This is a genomic window from Mesorhizobium sp. M0800, from assembly GCF_040320095.1.
Taxonomy (GTDB): Bacteria; Pseudomonadota; Alphaproteobacteria; order Rhizobiales; family Rhizobiaceae; genus Mesorhizobium.
In genome coordinates this window covers 20,573-47,367 of record NZ_JAMYOZ010000022.1, presented here as the reverse complement: position 1 = coordinate 47,367, position 26,795 = coordinate 20,573, and the positions used below count along the sequence as shown (strand labels likewise).

General features: G+C 60.2%; 19 protein-coding genes. 7 read left to right on the top strand and 12 right to left on the bottom strand.

What is annotated here, in order from left to right; genetic code table 11:
* Nucleotides 1–17 precede the first annotated feature (17 nt).
* From NKI18_RS22800 to NKI18_RS22760, 9 genes are all read right to left on the bottom strand, one after another.
* Nucleotides 18–3,119: an efflux RND transporter permease subunit gene (locus tag NKI18_RS22800; RefSeq protein WP_353020594.1), complete on the bottom strand. Its 3,102-nt coding sequence runs from the start codon at nt 3,117–3,119 to the stop codon at nt 18–20.
* Between the two features lie 73 nt (nt 3,120–3,192).
* Complete coding sequence (locus tag NKI18_RS22795) at nt 3,193–4,764, bottom strand: FAD-dependent monooxygenase (RefSeq protein ID WP_353020593.1); 1,572 nt, start codon at nt 4,762–4,764, stop codon at nt 3,193–3,195.
* A complete protein-coding gene (locus NKI18_RS22790; protein WP_353020590.1) occupies nt 4,761–5,903 on the bottom strand; it encodes an efflux RND transporter periplasmic adaptor subunit in 1,143 nt (380 codons plus the stop codon). The genes NKI18_RS22795 and NKI18_RS22790 overlap by 4 nt, the downstream gene beginning before the upstream one ends.
* A 515-nt stretch (nt 5,904–6,418) precedes the next feature.
* On the bottom strand, nt 6,419–8,089 hold the full coding sequence (locus NKI18_RS22785) for an ABC transporter ATP-binding protein (RefSeq protein WP_353020587.1): 1,671 nt from the start codon (nt 8,087–8,089) through the stop codon (nt 6,419–6,421).
* Nucleotides 8,086–8,913, bottom strand: coding sequence for an ABC transporter permease (locus tag NKI18_RS22780; RefSeq protein WP_353020585.1), 828 nt, complete (start codon nt 8,911–8,913; stop codon nt 8,086–8,088). Before NKI18_RS22780 ends, NKI18_RS22785 begins: the two co-directional genes overlap by 4 nt.
* An 8-nt stretch (nt 8,914–8,921) precedes the next feature.
* The gene (locus tag NKI18_RS22775) at nt 8,922–9,878 is read right to left on the bottom strand and encodes an ABC transporter permease (protein ID WP_353020582.1); all 957 of its coding nucleotides are present in this window, start codon (nt 9,876–9,878) and stop codon (nt 8,922–8,924) included.
* Between the two features lie 9 nt (nt 9,879–9,887).
* Nucleotides 9,888–11,018: a sialidase family protein gene (locus NKI18_RS22770; RefSeq protein WP_353020579.1), complete on the bottom strand. Its 1,131-nt coding sequence runs from the start codon at nt 11,016–11,018 to the stop codon at nt 9,888–9,890.
* A gap of 136 nt (nt 11,019–11,154) precedes the next feature.
* Nucleotides 11,155–12,753: an ABC transporter substrate-binding protein gene (locus tag NKI18_RS22765; protein ID WP_353020576.1), complete on the bottom strand. Its 1,599-nt coding sequence runs from the start codon at nt 12,751–12,753 to the stop codon at nt 11,155–11,157.
* Between the two features lie 46 nt (nt 12,754–12,799).
* Entirely contained in the window at nt 12,800–13,762 is a 963-nt protein-coding gene (locus NKI18_RS22760; RefSeq protein WP_353020573.1) for a dihydrodipicolinate synthase family protein, read from the bottom strand.
* Nucleotides 13,763–13,933: 171 nt separating this feature from the next.
* Between NKI18_RS22760 and NKI18_RS22755 the strand changes: the two genes are divergently transcribed.
* From NKI18_RS22755 to NKI18_RS22740, 4 genes are all read left to right on the top strand, one after another.
* A complete protein-coding gene (locus tag NKI18_RS22755) occupies nt 13,934–14,992 on the top strand; it encodes a GlxA family transcriptional regulator (RefSeq protein WP_353020571.1) in 1,059 nt (352 codons plus the stop codon).
* A 268-nt stretch (nt 14,993–15,260) separates the two neighbouring features.
* Nucleotides 15,261–15,398: a hypothetical protein gene (locus tag NKI18_RS22750; RefSeq protein WP_353020568.1), complete on the top strand. Its 138-nt coding sequence runs from the start codon at nt 15,261–15,263 to the stop codon at nt 15,396–15,398.
* 66 nt (nt 15,399–15,464) lie between these two features.
* Nucleotides 15,465–16,853 carry a cytochrome P450 gene (locus tag NKI18_RS22745; protein WP_353020565.1) on the top strand — a complete coding sequence of 463 codons (1,389 nt, stop codon included), beginning with the start codon at nt 15,465–15,467 and terminating at the stop codon, nt 16,851–16,853.
* An 877-nt stretch (nt 16,854–17,730) separates the two neighbouring features.
* Entirely contained in the window at nt 17,731–18,333 is a 603-nt protein-coding gene (locus tag NKI18_RS22740; RefSeq protein ID WP_353020562.1) for a 2-hydroxychromene-2-carboxylate isomerase, read from the top strand.
* A gap of 416 nt (nt 18,334–18,749) precedes the next feature.
* Here NKI18_RS22740 and NKI18_RS22735 read toward each other — a convergent pair whose 3' ends face one another.
* Entirely contained in the window at nt 18,750–19,037 is a 288-nt protein-coding gene (locus tag NKI18_RS22735; RefSeq protein ID WP_353020559.1) for a hypothetical protein, read from the bottom strand.
* A 117-nt stretch (nt 19,038–19,154) separates the two neighbouring features.
* Here NKI18_RS22735 and NKI18_RS22730 point away from each other — a divergent pair, with 117 nt between their 5' ends.
* The gene (locus NKI18_RS22730) at nt 19,155–19,655 is read left to right on the top strand and encodes a hypothetical protein (protein WP_353020556.1); all 501 of its coding nucleotides are present in this window, start codon (nt 19,155–19,157) and stop codon (nt 19,653–19,655) included.
* Between the two features lie 195 nt (nt 19,656–19,850).
* Here the strand turns inward: NKI18_RS22730 and NKI18_RS22725 are convergent, their stop codons facing one another.
* Both NKI18_RS22725 and NKI18_RS22720 read right to left on the bottom strand, forming a co-directional pair.
* Complete coding sequence (locus NKI18_RS22725) at nt 19,851–20,423, bottom strand: hypothetical protein (protein WP_353020553.1); 573 nt, start codon at nt 20,421–20,423, stop codon at nt 19,851–19,853.
* Nucleotides 20,424–20,454: 31 nt separating this feature from the next.
* Nucleotides 20,455–21,459, bottom strand: a complete 1,005-nt coding sequence (locus tag NKI18_RS22720; RefSeq protein WP_353020550.1) for a YihY/virulence factor BrkB family protein — start codon at nt 21,457–21,459, stop codon at nt 20,455–20,457.
* A gap of 277 nt (nt 21,460–21,736) precedes the next feature.
* Between NKI18_RS22720 and NKI18_RS22715 the strand changes: the two genes are divergently transcribed.
* Both NKI18_RS22715 and NKI18_RS22710 read left to right on the top strand, forming a co-directional pair.
* Nucleotides 21,737–22,993, top strand: coding sequence for a PAN domain-containing protein (locus NKI18_RS22715; RefSeq protein ID WP_502900735.1), 1,257 nt, complete (start codon nt 21,737–21,739; stop codon nt 22,991–22,993).
* Between the two features lie 249 nt (nt 22,994–23,242).
* Entirely contained in the window at nt 23,243–26,731 is a 3,489-nt protein-coding gene (locus NKI18_RS22710) for an STY4851/ECs_5259 family protein (RefSeq protein WP_353020545.1), read from the top strand.
* Nucleotides 26,732–26,795 lie beyond the last annotated feature (64 nt).

The window sequence follows — 26,795 nt, the reverse complement described above, 5'->3', positions numbered from 1 at the left end:
TGGGATGCTGGTGCCGCTCAGGCCGCCATTGGTTCTGGTTCAGCGATTGGCTCGATCGGCTCCAACGCGGGGACGGTTTCTGCCGGCGCCTTGATGCGGAACCAGGTGACATAGAGCGTCGGCAGGAAGACCAGCGTCAGCACCGTCGCCACCACCAGCCCGCCCATCACCGCATAGGCCATCGGGCCCCAGAACACGGTCGGCGCGATCGGGATCATGCCGAGGATGGCGGCGGCCGCGGTGAGCAGGATCGGCCGCAGCCGATGCTCGGTGGCGCTGATCACCGCGGCCCACGGCTCCTCGCCACCAGCGATGTGTTGGTCGATCTGCGAGATCAGGATGACCGAGTTGCGGATGACCATGCCGATCAGCGACATCACCCCGAGGATGGCGACGAAGCCCATCGGCGAGCCCGAGATCAGCAAGGCACCGGCCACACCGATCAGGGCCAGCGGCGCCGTCAGCAGCACCAGGACGAGGCGCTGGATGCTCATCAGCTGCACCATCAGCACCGTCATCATGATGAACAGCATCAGCGGAAACACGACGAAGATGCTGGCCCGCGCCTTGGCGCTGTCCTCGATGACACCGCCAAGAGCGACATTGTATCCGGCAGGCAGGCTGGCCTGGAAGCGGGCGAGCGGCCCGTCGAGCTGCCGCACCACCGCCGTGGCATCGCTCCCAGGCGTCACATCGGCCTGGACGGTGACGGTCGGCAGGCGGCCGCGGCGCCAGATCAGCGGCGGCTCGGTCTGGTAGGTTAGCGACGCCACCTGCTCGAGCGGCACCCGGCGACCGCCGGAGGCGCTGATCGTCAACGTGCGCAGCGAGTCGATATTGGCACGCTCATCAGGGACAGCCCGCGCCACGACGTCGACCAACCAGGTCCGATCGCGCATTTGCGTGATCTTGGAGCCTGACAGGATCGAGTTGATGGTATCAGCAAGCTGCTGCGAGGAGATGCCAAGCGCACGCGCCCTGTCCTGGTCGACCTCGACCTTGATAACCTTGGCCGGCTCGTTCCAGTCGTAGTTGATATTGCGGATGCTGGCGTTGCCGCCGAGCACCTGGGCAAAGCGCTGCGCGATGGCGCGGGTCTGCTCCGCGTCGGGTCCGCTGACGCGGAACTTCAGCGGCCAACCGACCGGCGGTCCGAGCTCGAGCGGGGTGACGCGGCTCATGACATCGTCGAAACCGGTCGACAGCGCCTTGTCCAGCCGGTCGATGACCGCCTGCCTGACCGCATGGCCCTTGGTGACGACCACCGCCTGGGCAAAGTAATCATTGGCGAGCTGGGCATCGAGCGGCAGGTAGAAGCGCACGGCGCCCTGCCCGACATAGAAGCTCCAGTGGTCGATGCCGGGATCGGCCTTGAGCAGCTTCTCAACACGCTCGACGGTTGCCTGCGTCGCTTGCAGCGAGGCGGCGCGCGGCAGCGTCAGATCGACCATCACTTCTGGCCGGTCGGACTTGGGGAAGAACTCCTGCGGCACCAGGCCCATGGCGACGACGGACAGCGCGAACAGCCCCGCCGTCCCGCCCAGCACCAACCACTTCATGCGCATCCCGAGGTCGAGCACGGCGCGGAAGCCCCGCGAGAAGCGCGAACTGCCGTGGCCGCCGTGGCGCTTGAGGCGCTCTGGCAGGATCGCCACGCCGGTGAGCGGCGTGAACAGCACGGCGACGACCCACGAGACGACCAGCGCGATGCCGACCACCGCAAACAGCGAGAAACAATATTCGCCGGCGCCACTCTTGGCGAAGCCGACCGGCACGAAGCCGGCGATGGTGACCAGCGTTCCGGTCAGCATCGGAAAGGCTGTCGAGGTGTAGGCATATGTGGCGGCGCTGATCTTGTCATGCCCCTCTTCCATCTTCGAGATCATTATCTCGACGGCGATCATGGCGTCGTCGACCACAAGGCCGAGCGCGATGATCAGCGCGCCAAGCGAGATGCGCTGCAGGGAAATGCCGAAATACTGCATCGCCACGAAGGTGATGGCGAGCACCAGCGGGATGGCGATAGCCACCACGATGCCGGGCCGCCAGCCGAGCGCCAGGAAGGAGACGGCGAGCATGATAGCGATCGCTTCGCCGAGGCTCTTGGTGAATTCGCCGACGGATTCCTCCACCACATGCGACTGGTCTGCGACCAGGCGCAGGTCCACACCGGCCGGCAACGCGCGCACCATCTCGGCGACCTTGTCCTTGACGTGCTCACCAAGCGCCAGCGCGTCGCCACCTGCGGTCATCGATATGGCGATGCCGATCGCCGGCTCGTCGTTGAAGCGGAACTGCGGCTGCGCCGGGTCGGAATAGGTGCGCTTGACCTCGGCGACATCGCCCAGGCGGAAGTAATGGCCATTGGCATAGAGGTTGATCGCCTTCAGGCCGTCCTCGGAGGTGAATTCGCCACTGACGCGGATGGCGATGCGCTCCGGACCGGCATCGACCGTGCCGCTCGGCGTGAGCGCGTTCTGCGCCTCCAGCGCCTGCGACAGCGAGCCGACGTCGAGGCCGAGCGCGGCAACCTTCTGCGTCGAGAATTCCAGATAAATCTTCTCGTCCTGCTGGCCGACCAGATCGACCTTGGCGACATCGGACACGCGCAGGAAATCGGCGCGCAGCCCGCTCGCCAGATCCTTCAACTGGCGATGGCTCAAACCGTCCGAGGTGAGCGCAAAGATCAGCGAATAGGTGTCGCCGAACTCGTCATTGTATAACGGGCCCTGGACGCCCGAGGGCATGGTCGACTTGATGTCGTCCATCTTCTTACGCACCTGATACCAGAGCGGCTGCACGTCGGCGGCGCCGACCGTGTCCTTCAGATTGACAAACACCACCGACTCGCCCGGCTTGGTGTAGCTCTTGACGTAGTCAAGGTTGGGAAGCTCCTCGAGCTTCTTCTCGATGCGGTCGGTCACCTGCTCGACGGTGTCGTTGGTGTCGGCGCCCGGCCACATTGTCTTGATGACCATGGTCTTGATGGTGAAGGGCGGATCTTCCTCCCGCCCCAGCGAGGAGTAGGCCCAAAGCCCGGCAATCGCCGCCGCCACCATCAGGTAGACGACGAAGCTGCGGTGCCGGATTGCCCAGTCGGAAAGGTTGAAAGAGGTCATGGCTCTGCTCCCTCAGCCGCAGCGCCTCCGCGCTATTGGCTGTCCAAAATGGTTGCTCGATGAGATCTCGGCCCTAGGCGGCCGATAGCATTTTCTGGTTTTCCGCCCGGCTGACGGCCGGGCGCCGCGGCTTGATCGCCAGGGCGTCGATATAGCTTTCGAAGGCGTGCGGGTCCTGCTCCGCGGTCGCCAGCGCGACATGGCCGTCCGGTCTGACGAGGTAGGCGCCGTTTAAGACCAGCCCCGCCTTTTCAGCTTGCCCGGTCCACGAAAACTCATAAACCGGGATGCCGGTGCGCTCGATCGCCCAGACGAATGCCGGGCTTGCCTCGCCATAGACATGGACCTGCCAGTCCAAAGCCGTGAGCGGCGCAAAATTGTCGCCCAACGCATCTTCAACATAGGGAAGCCGGTCGCCGCCGCTGAGCTTGCCGGCCGATCCGGTGCTAATCGCGCTGCCGCGATAGTTGATTGCCGTCTGCGAGATCAGGCCGAAGAATGCACGCGAGCCGACATTAGTGCCAAGCAACCGTGCCATGAGGCGCGGCATCAAGTATTGACGGAACATCCCAACCAGGCGCGACCGGCTGGTCGCGAAGCGGAACACTTTGTCTGTGCTGTCGATCAGCTTCCTGGCGAACGCAATGCGCTCCGGCTCGTAGCTGTCGAGCAGGCGGGCATCGGCCCTGCCCTGCAGCACGGCCGCCAGCTTCCATGACAGATTGATCGCATCGCCCATTCCCGTGTTCATGCCTTGGCCGCCGGCAGGGCTATGGATATGCCCGGCATCGCCGGCCAGAAACACGCGGCCGACCCGGAAGCGTTCGGCGACGCGGTGATGGACGCGGTAGGTCGAGAACCAGTTGACCGTGTCGACCTTGATGCAGGTGTCGCGTTCTACGGCGGCGCGAATGGCCTCGAAGGTGATCGCCTCGTCGGCCTCATGCGCCTTCGGCACGACGCCGATCAGCCTGAGCGAACCGGACTGCCTGACCGGCATGACGATGGCGAAGCCGTAGGTGCTGACCGTGACGTCCATTCCGTTGCGGGTCGCCGCGCCAGTGCCCTCGACGTCGGCGACATAGAACAACTGTTCGTATGTGCCGCCGGGAAAGCCAATGTCGAGGCCATGGCGGACAGCGCTGCGGGCGCCGTCGGCGCCGCAGAGATAGGCAGCCCGCACCGTCTCGGAAACACCGTTGCGGTGGAGCGTGGCGGTGACGCCGCCGGCATCCTGCCGAAAGCCGGCCAGTTCAGTGCGCCGTTCGACGGTCACGCCGGCTCTCTCGAGATGCTCGATCAGAATGCGCTCGTGAATGTCTTGCGGCAGCGCGAAAGCGAACGAATACGGGCTGACGCCGCGGCCGAAGTCGCTGAGGCGGAGCTTGGCGGCGATGCCGGCGGGCGTGCGCACCGTGAGCTGCTCGACCCGCACGCCGGCGGCAAGCACGTCGTCGACGATGCCGATCTGGCGGTGAAATTCCAGCGTGCGCGCCTGCACGGCCAGCGCCCGTGAGGTTTCCCCCGGCTCGGAATCCTTGTCGATGATGCGGACATCGACACCTAGGCGCTTCAGCCACAGCGCTAGTGTCAACCCGGTCGGCCCTGCGCCGACGATCATAACCTGGGTGTTTGAGGCCGTCATTTCATGTCTCCTTTCTCGACGCGGACCTTCTGGTTTTCACGCAGGCGGTTGACGCCGGCGGTGACGACGATGTCGCCCTTGGCCAGGCCGCCCCCCACGATGACGCGGTCGGTCTCATAGCGGGCGACGATTATGGACTTGAGCGCCAGCTGCGACTGCCGGTCGACGACCCAGACCGCAGGCTGGCCATCCTTGTCGAACAGCGCGCTGCCCGGCAGGACGACGACGGGGGCGCTGGTGCTGTCCAGCCTGCCGGCGACGCTGGCGCCGAAGCGCATCTCGGCCGGCGCGTCCTCGAGCGAAACCTTGACCTGGTAGGTGCGCGTTGCGGTATCGGCCATTGGTGCGATCTCGCGGACCACGCCGACCGCGGTGACAGCTGGATTGCTGAGCAGCGAGACGACGATTCTTGGTTTCTTGCCGGCGTTGCTGGCCTTGCCGAACGCGGCTTCCGCGATCGAGAAGACGGCATCCCTGGCGCCGGGTCCGGCCAGCCGCACGACCATCTGGCCGACATTGACGATCTGGCCATTCTCGGCTGCGGTCGCCGTGACAATCCCATCGAAATCGGCACGCAACTCGGTGTAGTCGAGCTGGTCGCTCGCCATGTCGAGAGAGGCATTGGCGGATTCGAGCTTGGCTTGCGCTGAGCGCAGGTGCTTCAGCGTCGCGTCGTAGTTGGCGTGCGTCGTGTAGCCCTTTTCAAGCAGGCGACGAATGCGCTCCTCAGCGCCTTTCGCCTCGACCAGCACCGCCTCGGCGGCGACCTGGTCGGCCTTGGCGCTGCGCAGCCGGTTGCGGTAGTCCTCGTCCTCGATGCGGGCAAGCACCTGTCCCTTTGTCACAGCTTCGCCGACATCCACCGCCCTTGAGATGAGCTTGCCGGAGACGCGGAAGCCAAGATCGCTTTCGCGACGCGGGCGGATCTCGCCGACGGCGCGGCGGTCGTCTTCTATCGAGCGCGGTTTGACCGTCGTCGCCTGGACGCGCCTGACTTCGGGCGCGGCCGGGGCTGCGGCATTACGCACACCAGCGCCGGCGTTCAGCGCCGCAAAGCCGAGGCAGGCGGCGATCAGAGCCAGCGAGGAGACACCGACGAGCGCGCGCCTGTGCTTCAAATTCCTGAAAGATATGACCATATGTTCCTCCTGCGCGGCCCGGGACCGAAGGCCTCCGACTGCTCGACCAATTCTTGGCCGGTTTCATCTTGAATGGGGTAAGCGCCTCGGGCGCCGTCGACCACCACGGCCGACAAGCATCTTTTGCGCGATACGAGAGGACAAATCCCGATCGGTTTCTGAGAAAAATCTGAAAATCGTGGCGCAAACGGGAGCCGAGGGTTCTCGACTGTGCTTGGCGACGTGGGGTGGCGATGCTTTCCGACGCGGCAAGGGCAGCTACGGGTCAGGGAGCGTCGCTTTGCGAGCCGATGCGGTGGCCGTTATGGCCTAGACAGCTTGGCCGCACCCGCGACGTCCTGAAGTTGCCCATAAGGACGGCGCGGAGCTTCGGTGGATATAGCGCCTGAGCCCAAGACGGCCGATTCTGATGGCAAGTTCGGTCGCCTCGAATTGGTCGGGAAGCAGGGGCTTTGCAACATGCGGACGAGGAAGGACACAATCGGTAAATCAGGTCTCGAAATCGGCGCACACCGTTAGTTCGACAATCGGCCCGTTCCCATCGAAGAAGAAGTTCTCCGGTCGATGACTGTCGTTAACCAATCCGGATCCATCTCTGGAACGGACGAGAGCAGCGATTCAGTGTAGGAATCGTAGGGAGGCCGCAAGACCTGCTCTTTCTCGCCTTGCCTGACTACTTCACCACGATGCATGACGACGACGTCATCCGCGATCGCGCGAACCGTCGCCAGGTCGTGGGTGATGAACATGTAGGAGAGGCCGAACTCATGTTGCAGTTGGATCAGCAGCCTCAGAATGCCTTCCGCGACAATCTGGTCGAGCGCAGAAGTCACCTCGTCACAAATGATGAAATCGGGTTCGGCGGCAAGAGCCCGCGCGATACAGATACGTTGCTTTTGCCCGCCCGAGAGCTCGCTGGGCAGGCGGTTGATGAATTCGTCCGGATCAAGCTCGATTTTGTTCAGAAGCGCACGGATGCGCACTTCTCTCTCTGCACCGCGCAGGCCGAGATAGAATTCGAGCGGTCTACCGAGGACATCGCGCACCTTCTGGCGCGGATTGAGGGCCGTGTCGGGCATCTGCGAGATCAGCTGCACACGCCGCAACTGGTCACGACTGCGGTCACGAAAGTCGCGCGGCAAGACGGCCCCGTTGAACGCGCTTGAGCCTGCCAGTGGAGGCAACAGGCCGGTTATCACCCGCGCGAGCGTCGACTTGCCGGATCCGGACTCGCCGACGATGGCCACGGTGCGCCTGACGTGAATGTCGAACGAGACATTCTTCAGCACGATCGCGCTGCCATAGGCTGCAGTGATGTTGTCGATCCGGATGATCGGTGTCTCTGAGAATGCCGCAGGCGGCTTCGGCTCGGTCCTGAAGCTACGCACCGCCCAAAGCGCTCTGGTGTAAGCCTGCTTCGGCTCGGACATCATTGTGCGGGTGTCTGCCTCCTCCACAACATCGCCGTAGCGCAGCACCATGATGCGGTCGGCCATTTGCGCAACGACGGCGAGATCGTGGCTGATATAGATCGCTGCGGTGCCGAACTGCCTGACCGCATTGCGCATCGCGGCAAGAACCTCGATCTGCGTGGTGACGTCCAGCGCGGTCGTCGGTTCATCGAAGATGATGAGGTCTGGCCGGCAGGCCATCGCCATGGCGGTCATCGCGCGTTGAAGCTGGCCGCCCGAGACCTGGTGGGGGTAGCGGAACCCGATCTCCTCCGGGTTGGGAAGCTGCAGCCGGCGATAGATTTCCACCGCGTCTTTTTGAGCTTCAGCACGGCGCTTCACGCCGTGCACGACGGGGACTTCGCAGTATTGATCGATCAATCGGTGCGCGGGATTGAAACTTGCCGCCGCTGACTGCGCCACATACGCAATGCGCGAGCCGCGTAGTCGGCGGTTATCCTCTTCGGACGCGCTGACGAGATCCTGCCCCAAGAATTCGACTGTGCCGCCGGAGATGCGGCACCCGTCTCGCGCGTAGCCCATTGCCGCCAGCCCGATCGTCGATTTTCCGGCGCCCGACTCCCCGATCAACCCCAGCACCTCGCCGCGCCGCAGCTCGAAGCCGATCCCATGGACGATTTCCTTCCAGGCCTCGTCGGCCTTGGCTTCGATGCGCAGGCCGCGGACCTTCAGAAGAGGCATGTTCGCAACCCTGCTCTCGCGTTCGGAGATCATTCTTTCAATCCGCTGGTGACATGCAGCATCCAGTCAACGACAAAATTGACGCCCACTGTCAAAAGGGCGATCGCGGCCGCCGCAAACAAGGGCGTGACGTCGCCGAACGAGATCAGCGTCGCGTTCTCCCGCACCATGGAGCCCCAATCGGCTGTCGGCGGCTGGATGCCGAGTCCGAGGAAGGACAGCGCCGATATGAACAGGAACACGAAGCAGAACCGCAGGCCAAGCTCGGCCAGCAGCGGCGCGGTGGCGTTTGGCACGATCTCACGGGTGATCAGCCACCACATGCCTTCGCCCCTCAAACGGGCGGTCATCACGTAATCCATGACAACGATGTTCATGGCAACTGCACGCGCCACCCGGAAGATGCGCGTTGAGTCCAGTATCGCGATCACGGCCACGAGGGCCGGGATCGACGTGCCGACGATGGTGAGAATGAGCAGCGCGAAGATGAGTGAGGGAATGGCCATCAGGATATCGACAAACCGGCTCAGCAGCTGGTCGGCCCAGCCGCCGAGCGTGGCCGATAGGAAACCGACCGTCGCCCCGAGAAGAAACGCCAGAGCGGTAGCCAGGGCGGCGATGCCGATCGTGTTGCGCGCGCCGAAGACGAGACGGCTGAACATGTCCCGTCCCAGGCTGTCGGTTCCTAACAGATAGACCCAGCTCCACGGTTCATATTCCCCTCCCACCACCTCCGTCTCGCCAAACGGGGCAATGGCCGGCGCCGCGATGGCGACGAAGATGTAAATTGCAATCACGGCCATTCCGAACCAGGCGGTCGGGGGGGCGGATTTCAGCAGTCTCCATGTGGCAGCCATCGGACTCGTTACCTCGCATGCATCAGTCGCGGGCTGGTCAGGATCGACAAAATGTCAGCCATGAGATTGAGAACAATGTAGATGGACGCGAAGGTGAGGCTTGCCGCCTGGACGACTGGAATGTCGCGCTTGGAGACGGAGTCGACCAGCAGTTGCCCAAGCCCGGGATAGACGAATACCACCTCCACGACCACGACGCCGACAACCAGATAGGCGAGGTTGAGAGCGACCACGTTGATGATCGGCGCGAGTGCGTTCGGCAGCGCGTGACGGGCGATAATGCGCGAGCGCGGCATTCCCTTCAGCCGCGCCATCTCAATGTAAGGGCTTGCCAGCAAGTTGACGATCGAGGCTCGCGTCATGCGCATCATGTGCGCGACGACCACGAACGTCAGCGTCAGCGCGGGGAGAAGCATCTTGTCGAGCCTCTCATAGAACCCTGCGCCAGGCGCGATGTTGGACAGTGAAGGAAATATCCCTGCATTGACCGCGAATATCAACAGCAGAATGTAGGCGACTAGGAACTCCGGCACCGAGATCGAAGACAGGGCGACGACGTTGACGATCCGGTCGAATGGGGAATTCCGATAGATCGCTGCTGTCACACCAAGGAATATCGCGAGCGGAACAGCAATGACCGCAGCGAATGCGGCGAGCAGAAGTGTATTGCCCAGCCGGACGCCCATAAGCTCCGAGATTTCGCGCCCGCTGGCGAGTGACTTTCCGAAATCGCCGGTTGCGATACCGCCGATCCAGGTGAAATACCGCTTGAAAGGCGGCTGATCGAGACCAAGTTCCTTGCGGAACGCCGCAACCGTCTCGGGCGTCGCCGACTGACCCAAAACCTGCTGCGCAACATCTCCCGGCAGCAGTTCGACGGCCGAGAAAACGATCACCGAAACCACAAACAGGGTGATGACGCCAAAGCCGATTCGCTGAAGGATGATCCTTGTGATTTTTCCCATCGCGTCTTCCTATACCGGCGACCAGCTCGTCGCCTCGATCCCGGTGATGCCGCGCTCGTCCTGGCAATAATACACGGTGAAGAAGTCTCCGGGTCCGGTGATGATCGTGCCGGGATAGCCGAGATCCTTGTTGGGCAGCCCGCCGCGAATGCAGACGGCGTTCTCGACGTCCCAGCTGCGGCCACCATCATCCGAAAACACGCCGCGAATGCTGTAGTCGGGTTTGCGATGTCCGTAAGTGCACAGAACCCGTCCGTCGGAAGTCTTGATGAGGTGGGGCGGGTAGCCCGCAATCGGAGTTTGGACCGCCGCGCTCCAACTGAGGCCGCCGTCCTCGGATATCGCCGAGAACAAATGTCCGGTCCGGTCGTCCCGAAAGACAAGCAGCAGTCTGCCATTATCGGTCTCGATGAGGTCCGGCTCGGTGAACAGATGATCGGCCGACCAGGCCGCAAAAATCGGTTTGCCCCAACTCCGCCCGCGGTCGTCGGAGATGACGACGAAAATCCGCTGGTAGTCCGGGATATCGTTCAAGGGCATGATGAGTCGGCCGTTCTTCAGTTCGACCGCGCCGCGCAGACCATAGCCCCCCGAATAAGGTGCCGTTTCGATCTGGCGGGTTTGTCCCCAACTCGCGCCGCAATCTTCGGAGAAATGCACGACCGTCCGGCCTTTTCCGCGTGCCCAAGGCGCGAACTTCCTTGCACGGCCAGCTATTTTCGGCCCCGTTTCGAGCTCGCCCGAATCCGTCATCTCAGATGCGAATGCCTCCGGCAGGTCGTATGTGTTCTGGTTCTGCGCGCTGAGCGCTCGGCCGAGCGGAATCCACTCGAATTGCCACTGATTCAGCATGATTTCGCCGGAGGAAAGCACGGTAAGGCCGGCGCACTCCACGCCGGACCATTCATAGCCTGGCACCACCTCGGCCGGTTCCCAGGTAGCGCCCCGATCGAATGATCGCGTCAGCATGTTGCGATACCGTGGATCGTGCGGTGGATGCAGTGTGTGCTCACCTCGCACGGTGTTGTTGAAGACGACCAACCAGGTTCCGTCGGGCGCGATCACGATGTGCGGGTGCGCCTGATAGGCGAACTCGTTTCTCGCCACGATGCTGTTGCGGCTCTTGCGTGGAGCTATCATGTCCCTTGCCATTTCCGGTATCTTTCGCAGAACAGCCAACTGAGCCGTCATTGCAAGCAGCTTGCAGAGCCTGTCCTATGGAACGAGGTGGAAGCGACGCCGACATTCGGCGTCGCTTGCTTCCACGTTCCGGTCCCTATGCGAAGGACCACCTTTCGGCGCATTTGCCGCCATCAAACTCCAGATTGTTGCCGATGACCTCCGGGAGCTGGATCTTGTCGCTCACGGCCTGGACATAGGACCCGAAGAGCGGGATCACTGTGCTGCCCTCATCGTGCAGGATACGCTGCATCTCGACATACATGTCCCGCCGTTTGGTCTCGTCGAGTTCCGAGCGTGCACTGACCAGCAGCTTGTTGAAACGCTCATTGTCCCACATCGACTCGTTCCACGACGCGCCAGCGGAATAGACCTGTGTGAACATCCAGTCCTCGGTTGGACGTCCGGCCCAGAAGCTGGCGCACCAGGGCTTCTTGAGCCAGACGTTGGACCAATAGCCATCCTCGGGTTCGCGGACGACTTCGATATTGATTCCGGCAGCCCTGGCCTCTTCCTGGTATAGCTGGGCACCGTCGGTCGCTCCGGCGAACGCCGTTTCGGCGACGTGAAGCTGGACCTCGAGACTGTTGTGGCCCGCTTTCTTGAGGTGGAATTTCGCCTTCTCGAGATCATAGGTGCGCTGCGGAATCTCGTCGGCCGTCGCGTAGTATCTGTTGGCCGGCCCGATCGGAAAGTCGTTGGCTATCTTGCCGTAGCCCTTCATGATCGCGCTCAGCCATTTCTCACGGTCGATCGCATACTTCAACGCCAGGCGCACATCATTGTTGTCGAACGGCGCCGTATTCGCATGCATCGGCAACGACACGTGCTGACTGCTTTCGCCGGCAAAAACGACCACGCCAGGCGCACGTTTGAGCAGGCCGACGGTTTTGAGATCGACCTTGTTCATGGCGTCGATTTCACCGGACCTCAGCGCATTGGTCCTAGCCACCACGTCGGCAATGAATAGCGTCTCGACTTCGTCGAAGTGCGCCCGTCCCTCCTTCCAGTAATTCGGGTTGCGTTTGGTGACCGTGCGCAAACCGGGGTCGAAGGATTCCAGAACGTATCCGCCGGTGCCTATGCCGGATTTCCAGTCGATGCCTCCTTCGGGTGTCGCTGGGCAGATCCCGAGGCGCGCGTCGCTCAGCAGATAGGCGAAGTCGGCATTGCCCTCCGCAAGGGTCACTACAACCACGCCGTCGCCATCGGCCTTCATGTCGACGATCGGCTTGACGATATCCTTCGCCGCCGATTTCGTATCCTTGCCGCGATGATGATTCAACGATGCGATCACATCTTGGGCGGTCAAAGATTTGCCATTGTGGAATTCGACCCCCTTCCTCAGTTTCAACGTCCAGACCTTGGCGTCGGGCGAGGGCTCCCAACTTTCGGCGAGTTCGGCGCTGAGGCTCCCGTCCGCCGCGATTTCGGTGAGGCAATTCCTCAATTGTCCAAAGCTGACCTGGTTCATGTAGATGTCGAGGATGAGCGCGGGATCAAGCGTGTCGCTCGTAGCGCCGCCCGTGCAGCCCAAACGAAGGCGGCCGCCCTTCTTCGCGGTCGCGGCCATGGCCCGCCCCGAGAGTGACAGCGCCGGAGCCGCGAGGCCCATCGCTGTTGCGCCCATCAGGAAATGACGCCGGCTGATCCCGGCCCCCAGCTGGTTGGACAGATGTTCCGTTTTCTGTTGCATCGCATAATCTCCCTATCTGCACATTTTTTCTGTTGACCGGTCACCCTTACAAAGGTGCGACACCGGGCGTGCCGCTGTTGATGAGCATTGTCCGCGCCTTTTCCCGATACTCTTTGCGAATGTCTCTGGTTGGCGGGCGGCAGCGGCTCGATGGCATCCCCACGAGTTCCATGCAGAGCTTGTCCAGATAGCCATCGCCGCTGGTGAAATCGCTCTCAATCTCCCTCCACAGCTGATAGAATGGCAGCACATTGAAGACGAGCGAGCGTTGAACCTGCTCATATTTTCCGGCGTTCAGATCATCGACAAGCCGAGTGCCCCATTCGGGCCAGTAGTTGCATGTATGCACCTCATAGGCTCTCGCGCCGAGCATGTGGCTGATGACGAATTTCAGCTGATTGTCGATGATGCAGAATCTGTTTGAGAACTTGGCGACGACCTCTTCGAACTCCATGCTGTCGGTGCGCGCCGTCGCCCATTTCAGTCCGACAACGCTTGGAATCTCGGACACTTTTTCGATCAGCTCGTTGGACAGATTGCTGCTTGTCCAGAATGTGTTGTAAATGATCAGCCCGAGATCGGAGGCGTCCGCGACGGCGGCGACATGCTCGAAGAAATCCCGCTCGGTATGGCCGAAATAGAACGGGCAGGAAATTTGGAGGAAGTCGGCGCCTGCTTTGCTCGCCGCCTTGGCGAGAGCTACCACTTCACGCGTTGACGTGCTCTGACCGCCAACGGCGACGGGCATGGCGCCATGGGCCTCCTCGAGAACGGCGTCGATCAGGCGCAATCTTTCATCGAAAGTAACGGTGGAGAAATCTCCGGCCGCGCCGCCAACCAGCAACGTTCCGTGCTTGCCATCCATGCCGCGGTCAAGCATGGAGCGAACAATTTTGCGAGTTGATCTCAGATCGATGTCAAGATCTGGATCAGAAAACATGGTAGGAATAGTTATGTAGCAGCCTTCGAGGCGACTTTTGAGCTCGGCATATCTGGATGAATTCAGCATTTTGCTTTCCACAGGGGGGTATCTGCGTAGATCCTACACCAAAGCGTTTGCCGGGAATGTGCATTTTTTGCGCAATTGTTGACATATTTTGCGGACAGGCTGATTGTCGCGCAGACATTCGTTTTCCCGCCCGAGTCCCCCAACAGGGCGCAACGTGCGAAGGACCGCGAATTGAGTGAGAGATTTGGTTTCCTGATTGTTCCCGACTTCCCCTTCTACGGGCTATTTCCGGCAATCGAGGCGCTGCGTGTAGCCAACCACAATAGTGGGCAGCGCCTCTATGAATGGCACCTGGTATCCGTCGATGGCGGCCCGATCACTGCGACCAATGGAATGACGCTCGCCGTCGACCACAGCATTGCCGATTGCCCAAAGCTGTCGGTCTGCTTTGCCGTAGCGGGGAACCACCCACTCGACCATTGCTCGCCGGGTATTTTGAACTGGCTGCGCCAGATTGACCGGCATGGCACAAAGCTCGGGGCGTTTGATTCAGGCATTTTCCTGCTGGCGGCGGCAGGCCTGCTCGACGGCCAGGATGCCGCTGTCCACTGGGAGATCGCACCGACACTACGCGAGCACTATCCGGCGGTGAGCCTCACCGATCGGATCTATCAGATCGACGACCGGCGCCTGACATGCGCTGGCGGTAGTTCTACCCTGGACCTTATGCTGACGCTGATCTCAACCGCACATGGCCGGGCGCTGATGGAAAAGGTGGCGAATGGATTAGTGCATTATCCCCACCGCAGTGGCGCCGAGCGGCAGTTGCCGGACGAGCCAAGCGCTGTCACAAAAGATTCGCTGCTGCTGAAGAGAATATGCGTCTTCATGAGCGAAAATATCGATGACCCTCAAAGGATAGAAAATATCTCGGTGCGATTCGGGATGAATCAAAGAAAACTTGAAAGCTTATTCAAGAAAAACCTCAACGTATTGCCTTCTGACTACTATATCAGTTTGCGAATGGATCACGCTCGCGAATATCTATTTTATAGCAGTATGAGCGTTAAGGAAATCGCTCTTGCGTGCGGGTTTTCCTCGCCCTCGGTATTTTGCAGGGCCTTCAAAAAGATCTATCGAATTTCTCCGCGTGAATACCGCCGCAGCGTTTCGGCCGAAAGTCTCAGGCGGTTCAGCACAAGCTACGATCCCGGGGGCCGCCCTAAGATTTCTCACGCATTAGACGCTGTTTCCGCTGACGCCCGCATGGCACAAAGCAAAGCAATCTGACACGCTGCTTTGGAATGTGCGAGTGAGTTGCACAAGTCCGCAGCCGCCGCACCATCTTGGTCGATGAAATTCCGGGCCGCAGGGCCATTGCGTTCCTGCAGCGCAATCACAAGCTTGCGGCGAGGGTTGCTCTGCGGAACACAAATCCTCCCCTGCAACTTGCACTTTTGGACAAGTCGGACGTGACTGCAGACCTAGGCTGGAGAGTCGCATGAGCTCATCGAAAGAGCGCGTTGCCAAGCTGCGAGACCCACGCAAGGAACAGAGCATGAAACGATCCTCGTTTTGGCTGTCGCCAGAGGACGAGAACGCAATCGCCGCCATTCTACAGCGTGGGCAGCCTTTTCGGGTGGCACTGCCGGGCCTGATCGGCGGGCTTTTGGGCACATGGGCCCTGTTGATTTGACTTTCAGGGCCGTTGGCCCATGCTTCCGGAAGGGCTTTCGACTATCAAAAAGTTAGGGGGGATCGCATGGTCCTTTCCAGCCTGCTCCAAAGCCGCATTGGGTCTTCCAGTTCGCATCGACCACCTGGGCCGAAAGGCTTGCCTTTCCTCGGAAATCTGGTCGCTTTCGGCAGAGACGAGCTCGGTTTCATCACTGAAACCGCACGTCGATATGGCGATCTCGTTTGGCTCAATCTTGCCGGATGGCCCGCTCTTCTGGTCAGCGATGTGGAAGCTATCGAGACCATCCTCGTCAAAGATCATGACAATTATATCAAACATCGGCTCGCGTTGCGTCATGTAAAGGCGCTGTTTGGGAATGGCCTGCTGACCAACGAAGGTGAATCATGGCGACGCCAGCGCCGGTTGGCGGCCCCGGCTTTTGCCGGCCAACAGCTCCTTGCCTATGACACGGCGATAGTGTCGCTGACTCACCAGATGCTCGATCGCTGGACCAACGATCAGGTCCTGAACATTCATCCCGAGATGATGGAGTTAACGTTGCGGATCGCCGCGAAAACGCTGTTCGATTCCGAGGCTGAGTGGGACATTGCCGACATTGATCATGCGGCAAACGATCTCGTCACGGAAATGGAATCGCGCTTCAAACGTCCGATCCTTATTCCTGACGGAGTTCCGTTGCCTGGTCACCTCAGGTATCGGCGAGCAATCCGAACGCTCGAGAGGGTCGTTTCATCAATCATAGCCGAACGTCGTGCGAGCGGTTTGGAAGGACGATACGACGTTCTGTCCCGTCTTATGGAAGCGCGTGACGAGATGGGGAAACCGATGTCAGATGCCCTGCTTCGAGACGAGGCGATTACGCTCCTTCTTGCAGGGCACGACACCACGGCGCTCGCACTTTCATGGACCTGGTTATTGCTCGGCCAGCGGCCGGAGATTCAAGCTCGAATGGCGGCTGAAATCGCTGACGTGCTCGGCGACCGACTGGCGACGACCCACGACATCCCACGCCTGAAATACACGGAAAGCGTCGCGTTGGAATCGATGCGGATCTACCCGCCTGCCTGGATCATAGGCCGCGAATCGATCGGGACCTTCAAACTTGGTGGCTACGCCTTCCCCGCCGGAGTAACCATCTTCATCAGCCCTTGGATATTGCATCGCGACCCCCGCTATTTCGCGGAGCCAGAAACGTTCCGGCCAGAGCGTTGGATGGGCAATCTCGCACACGAGTTGCCGCGCTTCGCCTATATGCCTTTCGGCGGCGGACCGCGTATCTGCATTGGGCAGCGTTTCGCTATGATGGAAGCAGTTCTGATCTTGACGACGATGGCGCAACGCTTCTCGGCTGAGTGGCAGTCGGGTCACAAGATGACGCCGTTCCCGTCGATCAATTTACGCCCAATGGGCGGTGTCTGGCTCAAAGTCAAAGATCGTCAGACCCGGCACTGAGTTCACGGATTCATTTCGATCGTGGCCCGCCTGATCGTGGAGGCTAAACGGAATCAGGAAATGGCCGATGAGAGCCACTGATGAGGGCCACAGCAGTGTGCCGGGGCGCAAGCAAGAACGGCTCCCTAGGAGGACGCGCGCGCGGAGCCTTTTGTTTAGCTATGGCTAATAGAAATATGTATGATAGCCCACAATATGAGCCCCGCCCGACAATGGGGAATAGGAATGGCGCTGCGCCGAGCCACTGCCGCAGCCGTCTTTGCGGTCCTAGGCTTTTCGGTTCCCTCGAGCGCACACGATGCCCCGTCCGGATGGAGCTATCCGCTGGCCTGCTGTCACGGCGACGTGCAACATGGCGAATGTCAGCGAATCCCAGACCGGGCGGTTCATGTTCGTCCCGGTGGCTGGGTTGTGATCCTGAGGCCTGGGGATCATCGAAAGATCAGGCGGCAACAGCGATACTTCATTCCATATGGTGACGAGATTCCGTCGCCGGATGGCGACTATCATATTTGCCTCCATCCGACCGAAGAGCATGAGAATTGTTTTTTTGTCCCGCCCGACTCGATCTGATCCCGAGCCGAAATTGCGAGATGCGGGAACGGCTCTGAAGCGGGTCGAAGCATGCCGGGCCGGCACCGAAGGACTGCAAAAACGGACGGCAACGCAATGGGTCAAGCCCGGGCTGATCGGCCGCGTGAAGCATCTTTGAGGCGAGGAATACCTACGGCAAGCCTCGCTGCAGGACTTCCGGGATGAGAATTGATCACCACGTCCGAATGTAGAAATGGTTTTCCCAAGACTCAGCGTCTGTTGGAGGCGCATGGTAATGTCATCTGGCTGAGTTGGAACGTTATCTGATTGGGAGATGCATCCCATGATCGAGTTCTGGTTTTGCATTGGCAGCACCTACAGCTACTTATCAGTAATGCGCTTAGCCCATGTGGAGGCGGCAACCGGAGTGCGCTTCAGCTGGCGGCCCTTCAACCTCCGCACCATCATGATCGAGATGGACAACATTCCCTTCCGCACGAAGCCTGTGAAGGAGGCCTACATGTGGCGAGATGTTGAACGGCGTGGAGCGCTTTACGGTCTACTGCCGAAGCTTCCTGCACCATACCCGCTCGCCGAACTCGAACGTGCTAACTGCGTCGCTATCATCGGGGCCGCCGAGGGCTGGTGCTCGGCCTATGCGCGGGAGAGCTACCGACGGTGGTTCGAAGCCGGGGAGCCCGCGGGCAGCGAGCCCAACCTTTCCGCCAGCATTAGTGCTGCCGGCCAAGATGTCAAACGCGTGCTGCGACTCGCCGATTCCGACAAAGGGAAAGCCGATCTTGTCCACGCCGCTGAAGAGGCCAAGGCCCTCGGCATCTTCGGCTCGCCGAGTTTCATTGTCGACGGCGAGTTGTTCTGGGGGGACGATCGCCTCGACGACGCGGTTCGCTGGCTGCGACAGATGGAAAGAGGCCCGCCAGACTGATGGCTGCTGCCGCTCGCTTTTTTCGGCGGCAACTGAACTTTAGAGGTCGCAACACATGTCGCCCCTCGATGTCTGCTGAAGACCGGCTGGAAACGCGGATCGGCCCGCGGCCCGCCGGTGCCGCCGGCGCCGAGCGGATTCGGCGTGCCCGAGGCATCGGTCACGGCGCTGGCGTCGCGCCGTCACGCTGAGGTGCCAAGTGATTTTTGCGCGCTCGGCGTCACTTGCGGGCACTCTCATCAGTGGGTGGAGTTAGTGTTTCGACCGTTTCGATGATGGCTTTGGCAAGAGTCTCGCCCTCATGGTCGGGCTCCGGGCCGCAGAGAAACAAACAGCTTCCTCGCTCGCCAAGACGCCCGCGGGGCTTTCAATAGCTTCATTCGAGCCAGGTCTGAGGGCGGCCCAGACATTTTGGATCATATGTTGGGCTTCCATGCTAGTCTACCTTGTCGCGCAGACGCGTTCTGCGCTGCTGTGAACGCCGACAATGCCAACGAGATCCTTGCATCATCGATGGTGTCATCATCGCCAGCTCGCCGAAGCATGACGGCGTCTGGTGGAACCAAGTCGATTCCGCCCGAGTAAGGACTTTCATGGCCGGGCTGAAGCGATAACCGGCGCACGCCGCCCTCTTCCTCGCAGCCGCGGATGATGTAGCTATGACCCGCATCGTCCTCGCGGCGGATTTCGTTGATCACTGCCAAGTCTGCTTCCGTTCAAGTTTGCACGCAGGCGCGGCCGATCGAAGGACAGCGGCAAACGCACGCGTTCCGCTTACGCAACATAATGCCGATTGGGCGCGTTCTACTGATGGAGGAGCTATGGCCGATTTAACGGACAGCCTCCATGCGGCGACAAGATCGGAGGCAACCAGGATGCCTAGGTTCAAAGAAGCCCTTGAGCGCGGAAAGGAAGCTCGCCGTCGGCAGGAGGAGCACACCCGCGATGAGAAGGGAGACCAAGGTGCCCCTATGGCTGACTTCGGCGCGCAAGCCAGGGCCTGGCTAAACGACGTCGTGGTTGCGTCGTTGGAAGCGGCCAAGGCTGACGTGGCAGGCGAGGTGACTGTCGACATAGACACCGCCCCACGCCGCCACGTCAAAGCTTCAACGCCGTCTATTCGGTTCCAAATCTACACGAAGCGAGGATTGGAGAAGAAGGTCAGAAGGACGTTCACCGTCAGCGTTCAGTTGAGTGGGGGGTGTCAAGTGTCGGCGCCAGGGATCGTGGCGAAAGATGTGGGAAACATAGGCGATCGGTCGGACGAGCGGTTCCGTAACTTGGTAGCCGAACTGATCGAGGACGCCGCTAAGGGCACTTAGCCAGCCTGTAGGCGAGGCATGTAGATGATCTTTTATGGCGAGATCAGCTTTGCGCCGGCAGTGTCGACCGTATGATCATTCGCGAAGATCCACTACTGCCTTCCGCCGCCTCATGACGGTCTATGGCGGCGGCTGCACCGATATGTGCGCGAATTCACTGAGCTCTTCGCCGCGTCTGATGCGGCGGGAGAAATTCTACGAGCTCGACGGGCGAACTTTCTTCAAATCCGACACCCGCACCAGCCCATCCTGGCTGGTAAAGGTCAGTGTCGATCCCGAGCTTTGCGCTTGGCTAATACCTGAGATGTCGTGCTCGCCCGTGTCGTAGACCGAATACTTGCCGTGGTCATCGATCACCAGGCGCCGGGCATCGGAAAAGATCGCGTAGCGGAGATCATTCTGAGCGCCGGTCGAGTTCGGTTGGCCGAATTCAGGCGGCCACCATGCGTCACTCGCGGGACGCAGAGGAGAGCGGTAGCTGACTTCATCGCTTCTGACCAAGGCTTCGGGGTTGTCTCTAAGGTGCGCCACCAGTTCGGTGGCAACGGCATTAAGCTTGGTCTTAAGTGAATCATTGAACATGTCCCCCACCATCGTCATGCCAGATGACCACTGCGCCATGCCCCCAAACTCCCTATGGCTGAACTGGGCCATCCTTCCGCCGCCCCGCTTAAGGGCCTGCAGAACGGCTCTGACAGCGTCGGTCGAAATCGCGTGCCGGGCCGCAATTCGATCGATCAACGCTTCCTCACTGTGGTCGACGGTCATGAGACTTCTCCCGCTTCGACGAAAAAATGCCTTATGGGCGGCGAGGACCCAGCGTGACGATGGTCATCGTTGCACTCGCGCACGCCACCGCTATCAGCGCGACGACGCCAGCAGAGGTGGCCTTTTTCTCTGCGCGAAATGGGGCGACGTGTTTTGTGGGCAAATCATTGTCGACCACCGCCTGCAGATCGGACCTACTGCCGTGTCGAACGGAATAGGCGCGAGTGAACTCCGCGCCGAGAAGAAAAATTTCCGATGAGTAGTAAACCCAGAGTAGTATGACGAGCAGCCCACCGGCGGCTCCATATGAGGACGCGATCGCGCTGGAGCCGATATACCAACCGATAAGCGATTTTCCGAACGTGAACAGGGCCGCAGTCACAACAGCACCAATCCCGACATCGCGCCATTCCAGGGTCCGATCAGGCAAAACTTTGTAGATAGCGGCGAACGTCACTGAGATCAGGGCAAACGACACGACCGTGTTGATCACGCCGAGGACTGCTGTGCCGAACGGTAGGTTTGCGTTGATGAAGTTACCAAGCGCCGAAATCGCCGCAGTCGCTATGAGAGATACGAGCAACATGAAGCCGAGTGCAGCGACCAAACCCAGGCTAGCTGCGCGTGCGCGCACCAGACGCGACAACGAACTGCCCCGCGGGTCGACCTTCCATATTGTGTTCAACGACTGCTGCATTTCACCAAAGACGCCAGAAGCGGTCACGAACAAGGTGACGATGCCAATGACCGCCGCCCAGGTCCCGGATGATTTGCCGGATGCACTCTCAAGCGCGGTCTGAAGGAGACTTGCGCTTTCTGGACCCATCAGGCCCGAGATTTGGGCCGACAAAGCCAGTTGGGCGGCTTCATGACTGAAAGCGAGACCTGCGATCGCGACAACGATGAGTAGAATTGGCGCCAACGATGTGGTGGCGTAAAAAGCCATTGCCGCGCCATGACTAAGAGCATTGTCGTTGACAAAGCCAACGACGCTTTCCCGCACTAAGCCCCATGCATCTGTAATCACCGGTCGCATTTTTGAACCGTAGGCAGCGAGCCGCGATGGTATCCACTAGCAATGCGCCAGAACTTCCGATGTTCCGGTTGCTGGCATTGGACAAGCGCGCCTTGCGGGCACTCGATCGTGTTTTTGCTGTCTAGGAGCCGGGCAGCATCCTCACGGGCGGGGCATGCGGTTAACCGGTTGATTGAAAGATCCTCAGTTGACACTTGCTAGTTGGGCCTGCTGGGTGCTTTCATATCCAAAATTCGCCGCTGGGGGGCGAAGGGTGCTGAGTTCGTTTTCGTATTGCGTGAGCCGGTTGCTGCCGGTCATTTGGATGTTGGCGGTTCAGTTGTGTTCCGCCCACGCTGCTGTGAAGTCGTTTGGCCCCTTTACGGTCGATGACGCCCATTCGGACATTATCTCTCTCAATGGTGAGATTGATGCAGGGGCGGCGCTCAACTTCCGCCGCGCGGCCGAGGCTGCACCCAATGCCAAGCTGGTCGTTCTGAATAGCGCTGGGGGTGTGGTTCAGATCGCCCTTTTGATCGCAGACGACGTGCACGAGCGGAAGCTCGCGACCTACATCCCGAAAAATGCAGGTTGCTATTCCGCTTGCGCGTATATCTTCCTTGCGGGTGTCGAACGCCAGGTCGATGGCGAGCTGGGCGTCCATCAGATCTCGTCTGAGTCCACCGATCTGGTCAGCGCCCAGCTTTCCATCTCGGACATCATTGAACTTCTCAATCGCTTTGATACGCCGGTCGAGGTGTTGACGGTGATGTTTAAAACCCCTCCCGACGACATGCATGTCTTCACGCCTGATGAGGTCGCGCGCTATGGGATCGATCGCAGACAGGGCAATCACCCAACTACGGCCTCCAATGCTGGAAACCAGCCAGGCGCATCGTCCGAAACCTCGTCGACACCTTCCCCTCCGCCGGCAACCGTCGTGACGAAAGATACGCCTGCTTTAGACGGCTCATCGCTCTCCAAACTCTCTTCAATCGAGGAATACACGCGTCGCCCAACACGAATGGCTGTCTTTGCGGGGCTCGATCTCTTTGGCGACGACATCACTTCTCAGCGAACGCACGATGCTGCAAATTGCGCGCGAGCCTGTCTCTCCATGGGCGGTGAATGCAAGGCATTCACATTCAATATGAACCCGCACGTCGCGAGAGGTCCAAACTGCTTCCTGAAAGCCAGCCCAGGTCAAGCTGATGGCAACTCGGCTGCTATCTCGGGCCAGTTTCTGAGCAGCGCTGATCCAGATCCTAATACATTCTCGATGGGCGTGATCGACCCGAAGACAGCCGTGTTCAAAAACGTCGACCTGCCGGGCGGAGATCTGTCGAAGAGACCTTTTGGGAGGAACGTCACCGCGCAGCAGTGCAGGCTAGCCTGCGTCACAGACAATCGCTGCATCGGCTTCACTTACATGAAGCGCAAGAGCCAATGCTGGCTCAAAGGCACAATCGGCACCCCGCGCTATGCCGAGGGCATGCTCAGTGGCCTCAAAAAGATGATGAGCTTTGCGCCTGCGTCCATCATCAGTCTCGAATGACGATGCGATCGAGGACAGAAAACGCTAAGTCCTCCCGGAACGACCAACTTACCAGTGCTCTTTGTCTGTTATAAACATGTGGCAGCTTGGCTTTGGATTACCCTGAATCGGCCAGAGCCGCAAAGCAGCGTTTACGAGTGCGGGCTTCAAAGGTTAAATTTTGTTTGAGCTGTTTTATACGAAATTAAAACGTTCCATCGAAAGTATCCTGAAAGGCCAGTAGTAGCGGGTTTCTTTTGCTCGGGAATCGTGCATTCTTGGCCTGGGACACAAGGGGCGAGGAAATTGGGCTGCGGGGGGGATGTCGATCTGTCGCGTCTAGACGACGGGCAGCTCGGCGAAATTTTCAGGCAAAGACGCCATGACTCGCAATTCGTGGACGCGCTCAACCGGGAGCTGAACCAGCGAGAAAGCGATGAGGCCCTCGAACTACAGTTCGAAGTGGTCAAAGCACGCCGCTCCTTCGCACGCGTCACCAAGCCCGAACCGAGCGAACACAAGCCTCGGCAGTCAGGCCCGGTCCGGGATTGGCTCCGCGCATTTCTAGCCGGAAGGAGCATTGCGCGGCCAGACCGGCGGGCGCTTTATCGTTATCGCATGGCCGACAGCGAGTATGATGAGGCAAAGAAGATCCTGCGTCACCTGGCGCGCGAGGGGCGATTAGCTCAACCGGATGATCGTGCCGGCGCTATATTCGTCGCTTATTGTGCGGAGTGGTTTCGTCGCGAGTCGGACTCGACCTTCCTAAAATGGGACGACCCTGAGCCAGACCTGTTTCCGACCTTCCCAGATTCCGCCAAGCGCGAACTGACTCGCCGTGGCTTGAGCTACTGGCAACGTGAGCTGCGCATGAGCGGCTCAAACCGTGAATTCTTGCTCACGGTAGCACTCGAAGGCGGCTTCCCGGTCCGTATTCTTACAAGTGGCGCACGAGCATGGCTACGAGACTATCTGCGCTCAATCATGCGCCGCGCAATCACATCCAGAGTGGACACACTTCAGGAGATCCTCGAGATCGCTGAAGAAGAACGCGGCCGAATGCGAAAGAGCTACCAGCATGACGATTTTGTCGCTCTCTGCTCCGAACTAGTCGAAAGACTTCTTGATCTACGGCGAACCGCGGAGGCTGAGGGAGCTGGCAGCATCCGCAATTCTGCGCTGCTCGACATTAGGCGCCCGGGTTGGAGGGAAGACCTGCCGATTTATGTCCCGGCCCAAGATGAAGCGCTCGTAACCGAGCTGCTTACCGGACTGCTCGATGAAAAGATGACCGGGCTATCCACCGAAGGCGTGGAGGCGCGGCGATACTTGGTCAAATCCAACGGTCAATGGGTTCCGGCCATACAGTTGCTGGCCGATGGAGAGATACCAGCCTCGAAACTGCCGAACTTGCCGACACAGGGCCGAGTTCGCGCGGTTCCGACTGGCGAGCTCGGCAATCACCTCTCCGGAGAGCTGGCGTTATTTGAGGCGCCGATAGGGGAACAACGTCGCTGGCGCGTGCTTCCATACACGCGAACCGCCAAGCTCTTGAGAAATTTTCCCTTCACGTCGCCGGTCACCGCGACGCTGACTTCTCCAAACGTAGCTCCCTGCCCCTGGACTTGGCCGCGTGGAGAGCCGCTCCGCTCGGATTTGCTGGTTTTTCGCGACGACGAAGGATCGACGGCAGCCGAGCCCCTTCTTCGTTTCTTCCGGTCGGGGTCTGTAAGTTCTCCGGTCAAGACCCTCTATGTCTTGTTTCCAGAAGACTGGACGATTGAGCCGGCGTCAGAAGGCGCGGTCGTTGAAGTCGAAAGCTTGCCACACCTTAACCGAAAAATCGCCCGCCTGGTTGGAACGGCATATTTCCGGAGCGGTGAAAGCGATTCGATCCGCTTTAGGGTCGAACCAGACACAGAGGGTCGCGAACACGAGCTTGAATTTCCGTCTGGCTCGACGACCGGATTCGACCTCGCAGACGAGCAGTGCGAACTAGTGGTCTCGCCAGCTGACCCGCTCATCCGTGACGGAGGAAAGCAGCCAAGGCCACCACGCACCGGCGAATTGTTCTCTCGGCGCTCACGAGAGAAATGGGCGCTATTGTCCGGGCATATCGAAGGCGCCGGCCTGACAGAATTCTCGTTGCGCGACCCAGAGGCTGGCGTTCAAATTGAGAGGCGGTTGGTAGCACTATTTCCGATAGGCGCCCGAATAAGTGGGACCATGAAGGATGCGCGCAGTGGTCAAATCCGGCTGGAAGGGCTACCGGGCTGGACCGCTTCGGCTGCAGATGGGTCCTGTGTGGTCGACCAGATTGATAAAGAGACGCTGTCGTTCAAATTTCTAGGACGCCCCCTGTATCGCCTTCCAATGACGATTCGTCCTCCGGTGGGGGAGCCATGCGAGATCGTTGTCCCCCTAGTCGGCCGCGACGCGGCTATCGCCCTGGCCGATGGTTCGATTCTCGGACCCGGAGCCCAGGTTGATCTTGGGACGCTCAGGGGCGCTGTCGCCATATCACCCCGCAGAACCGTCCTGCATGTGGCGGCCAAGGGGACCAAGTCGGGCGGGCTGAGCGCAGCGGTCGACGGCCAGCTGCCCTTGGGCGTGCTGAGAAGCGCGATTGACGAAATCCTTGCAACTCTGCCTCTCCAGGACGACTTGGCAGAGCTCGAATTCATGGGCGACACCCGACTGCCTATCCGCATCAGCCGCTACCGTAGCAAGCAGCTCACGCACGATGTTGGCATGGTGCGCTGGTCAGAGACATCCAGCGCAACCGAAGTGCTGCCTGTGGCGAAAATGGTTCTCGATCCTCGGCATGAACATGCACTGGAACAAGAAACTTCTGCGCTTTGGCGAATCCCGGAGCGCTGCAAGGGACTCTGCCTTGTCTATCTTCGGCAGGGAGTGGATGTCGTTTCGAGACCCCTCCCCGTTCCGCGACTGGGATCTCCTGATGCTCATACTGGCCATCTGGTGTCCGCCCTCACAATAGCCGACTATGAAACCCGGCAAGCCGAGATCGGGAACGCACTTCGCAGCATAGGCCGAGAAGTCGGCGGCTTCAGCTGGTTGCTTGAAGCCGCCACTCACCTGAATGGCCTTCCGGCGAGCGCTTTTGACGCGCTGAAACAGCTATCGTCGTGTCCGGATGCGTTGATTGGCCTCCTGTTCAACGCACGCGACGCTGGAGAACGCGGCACCGTTTGGTCCCTTCAAAATGAGCTGCCTTTCCTTTGGTTGGAACTGCCATTGTCCGCTTGGCGTGCTGCGCTGCAGGCCGACTACGCCGCTGTTTCCATTGCGCTCGAACCTATCTTCGGCGTCGAAAAGGCTGCTACGGAGGCGCTGGGCCGGTTGGTCACTCTGCGTGCCGAACTGACAGCGCTGGAACCGGCGCTGGCCTCGATCTTCAGCCTGATGGGAATTGCGGGGGCACCCTCTGGTATCCCGTCGCTCAAGGAACTCACCGGCGGCTATATCGCGAGTCAGATTCACCGGGATAGTGAGGGACGGAACGATCTTGCCTCTCGGCTTGCGCAGTCCGGCCTAAGGCTCCCATCGGAAATTCTGACAAAGTCGCACGAGGATTTCGGCGGCCTGTTCGCGCCGATCTTGCTGGCTGCAAGCGCCCAGGGAAAACTAACTATCGAACGCGATCTCGCACTGCTCGCACGTCGCACGCTCCGTGAGGACCCGGCCTATGTGTCCGGCGCTTATGCTCATCTTCTGAAATTCTATGGTTCCGAATGAAAATGACCCCGTTCGACGTGTTGGATGAAGTAAAACGACGCGCGGCCGAGGCCGTCATCGCACA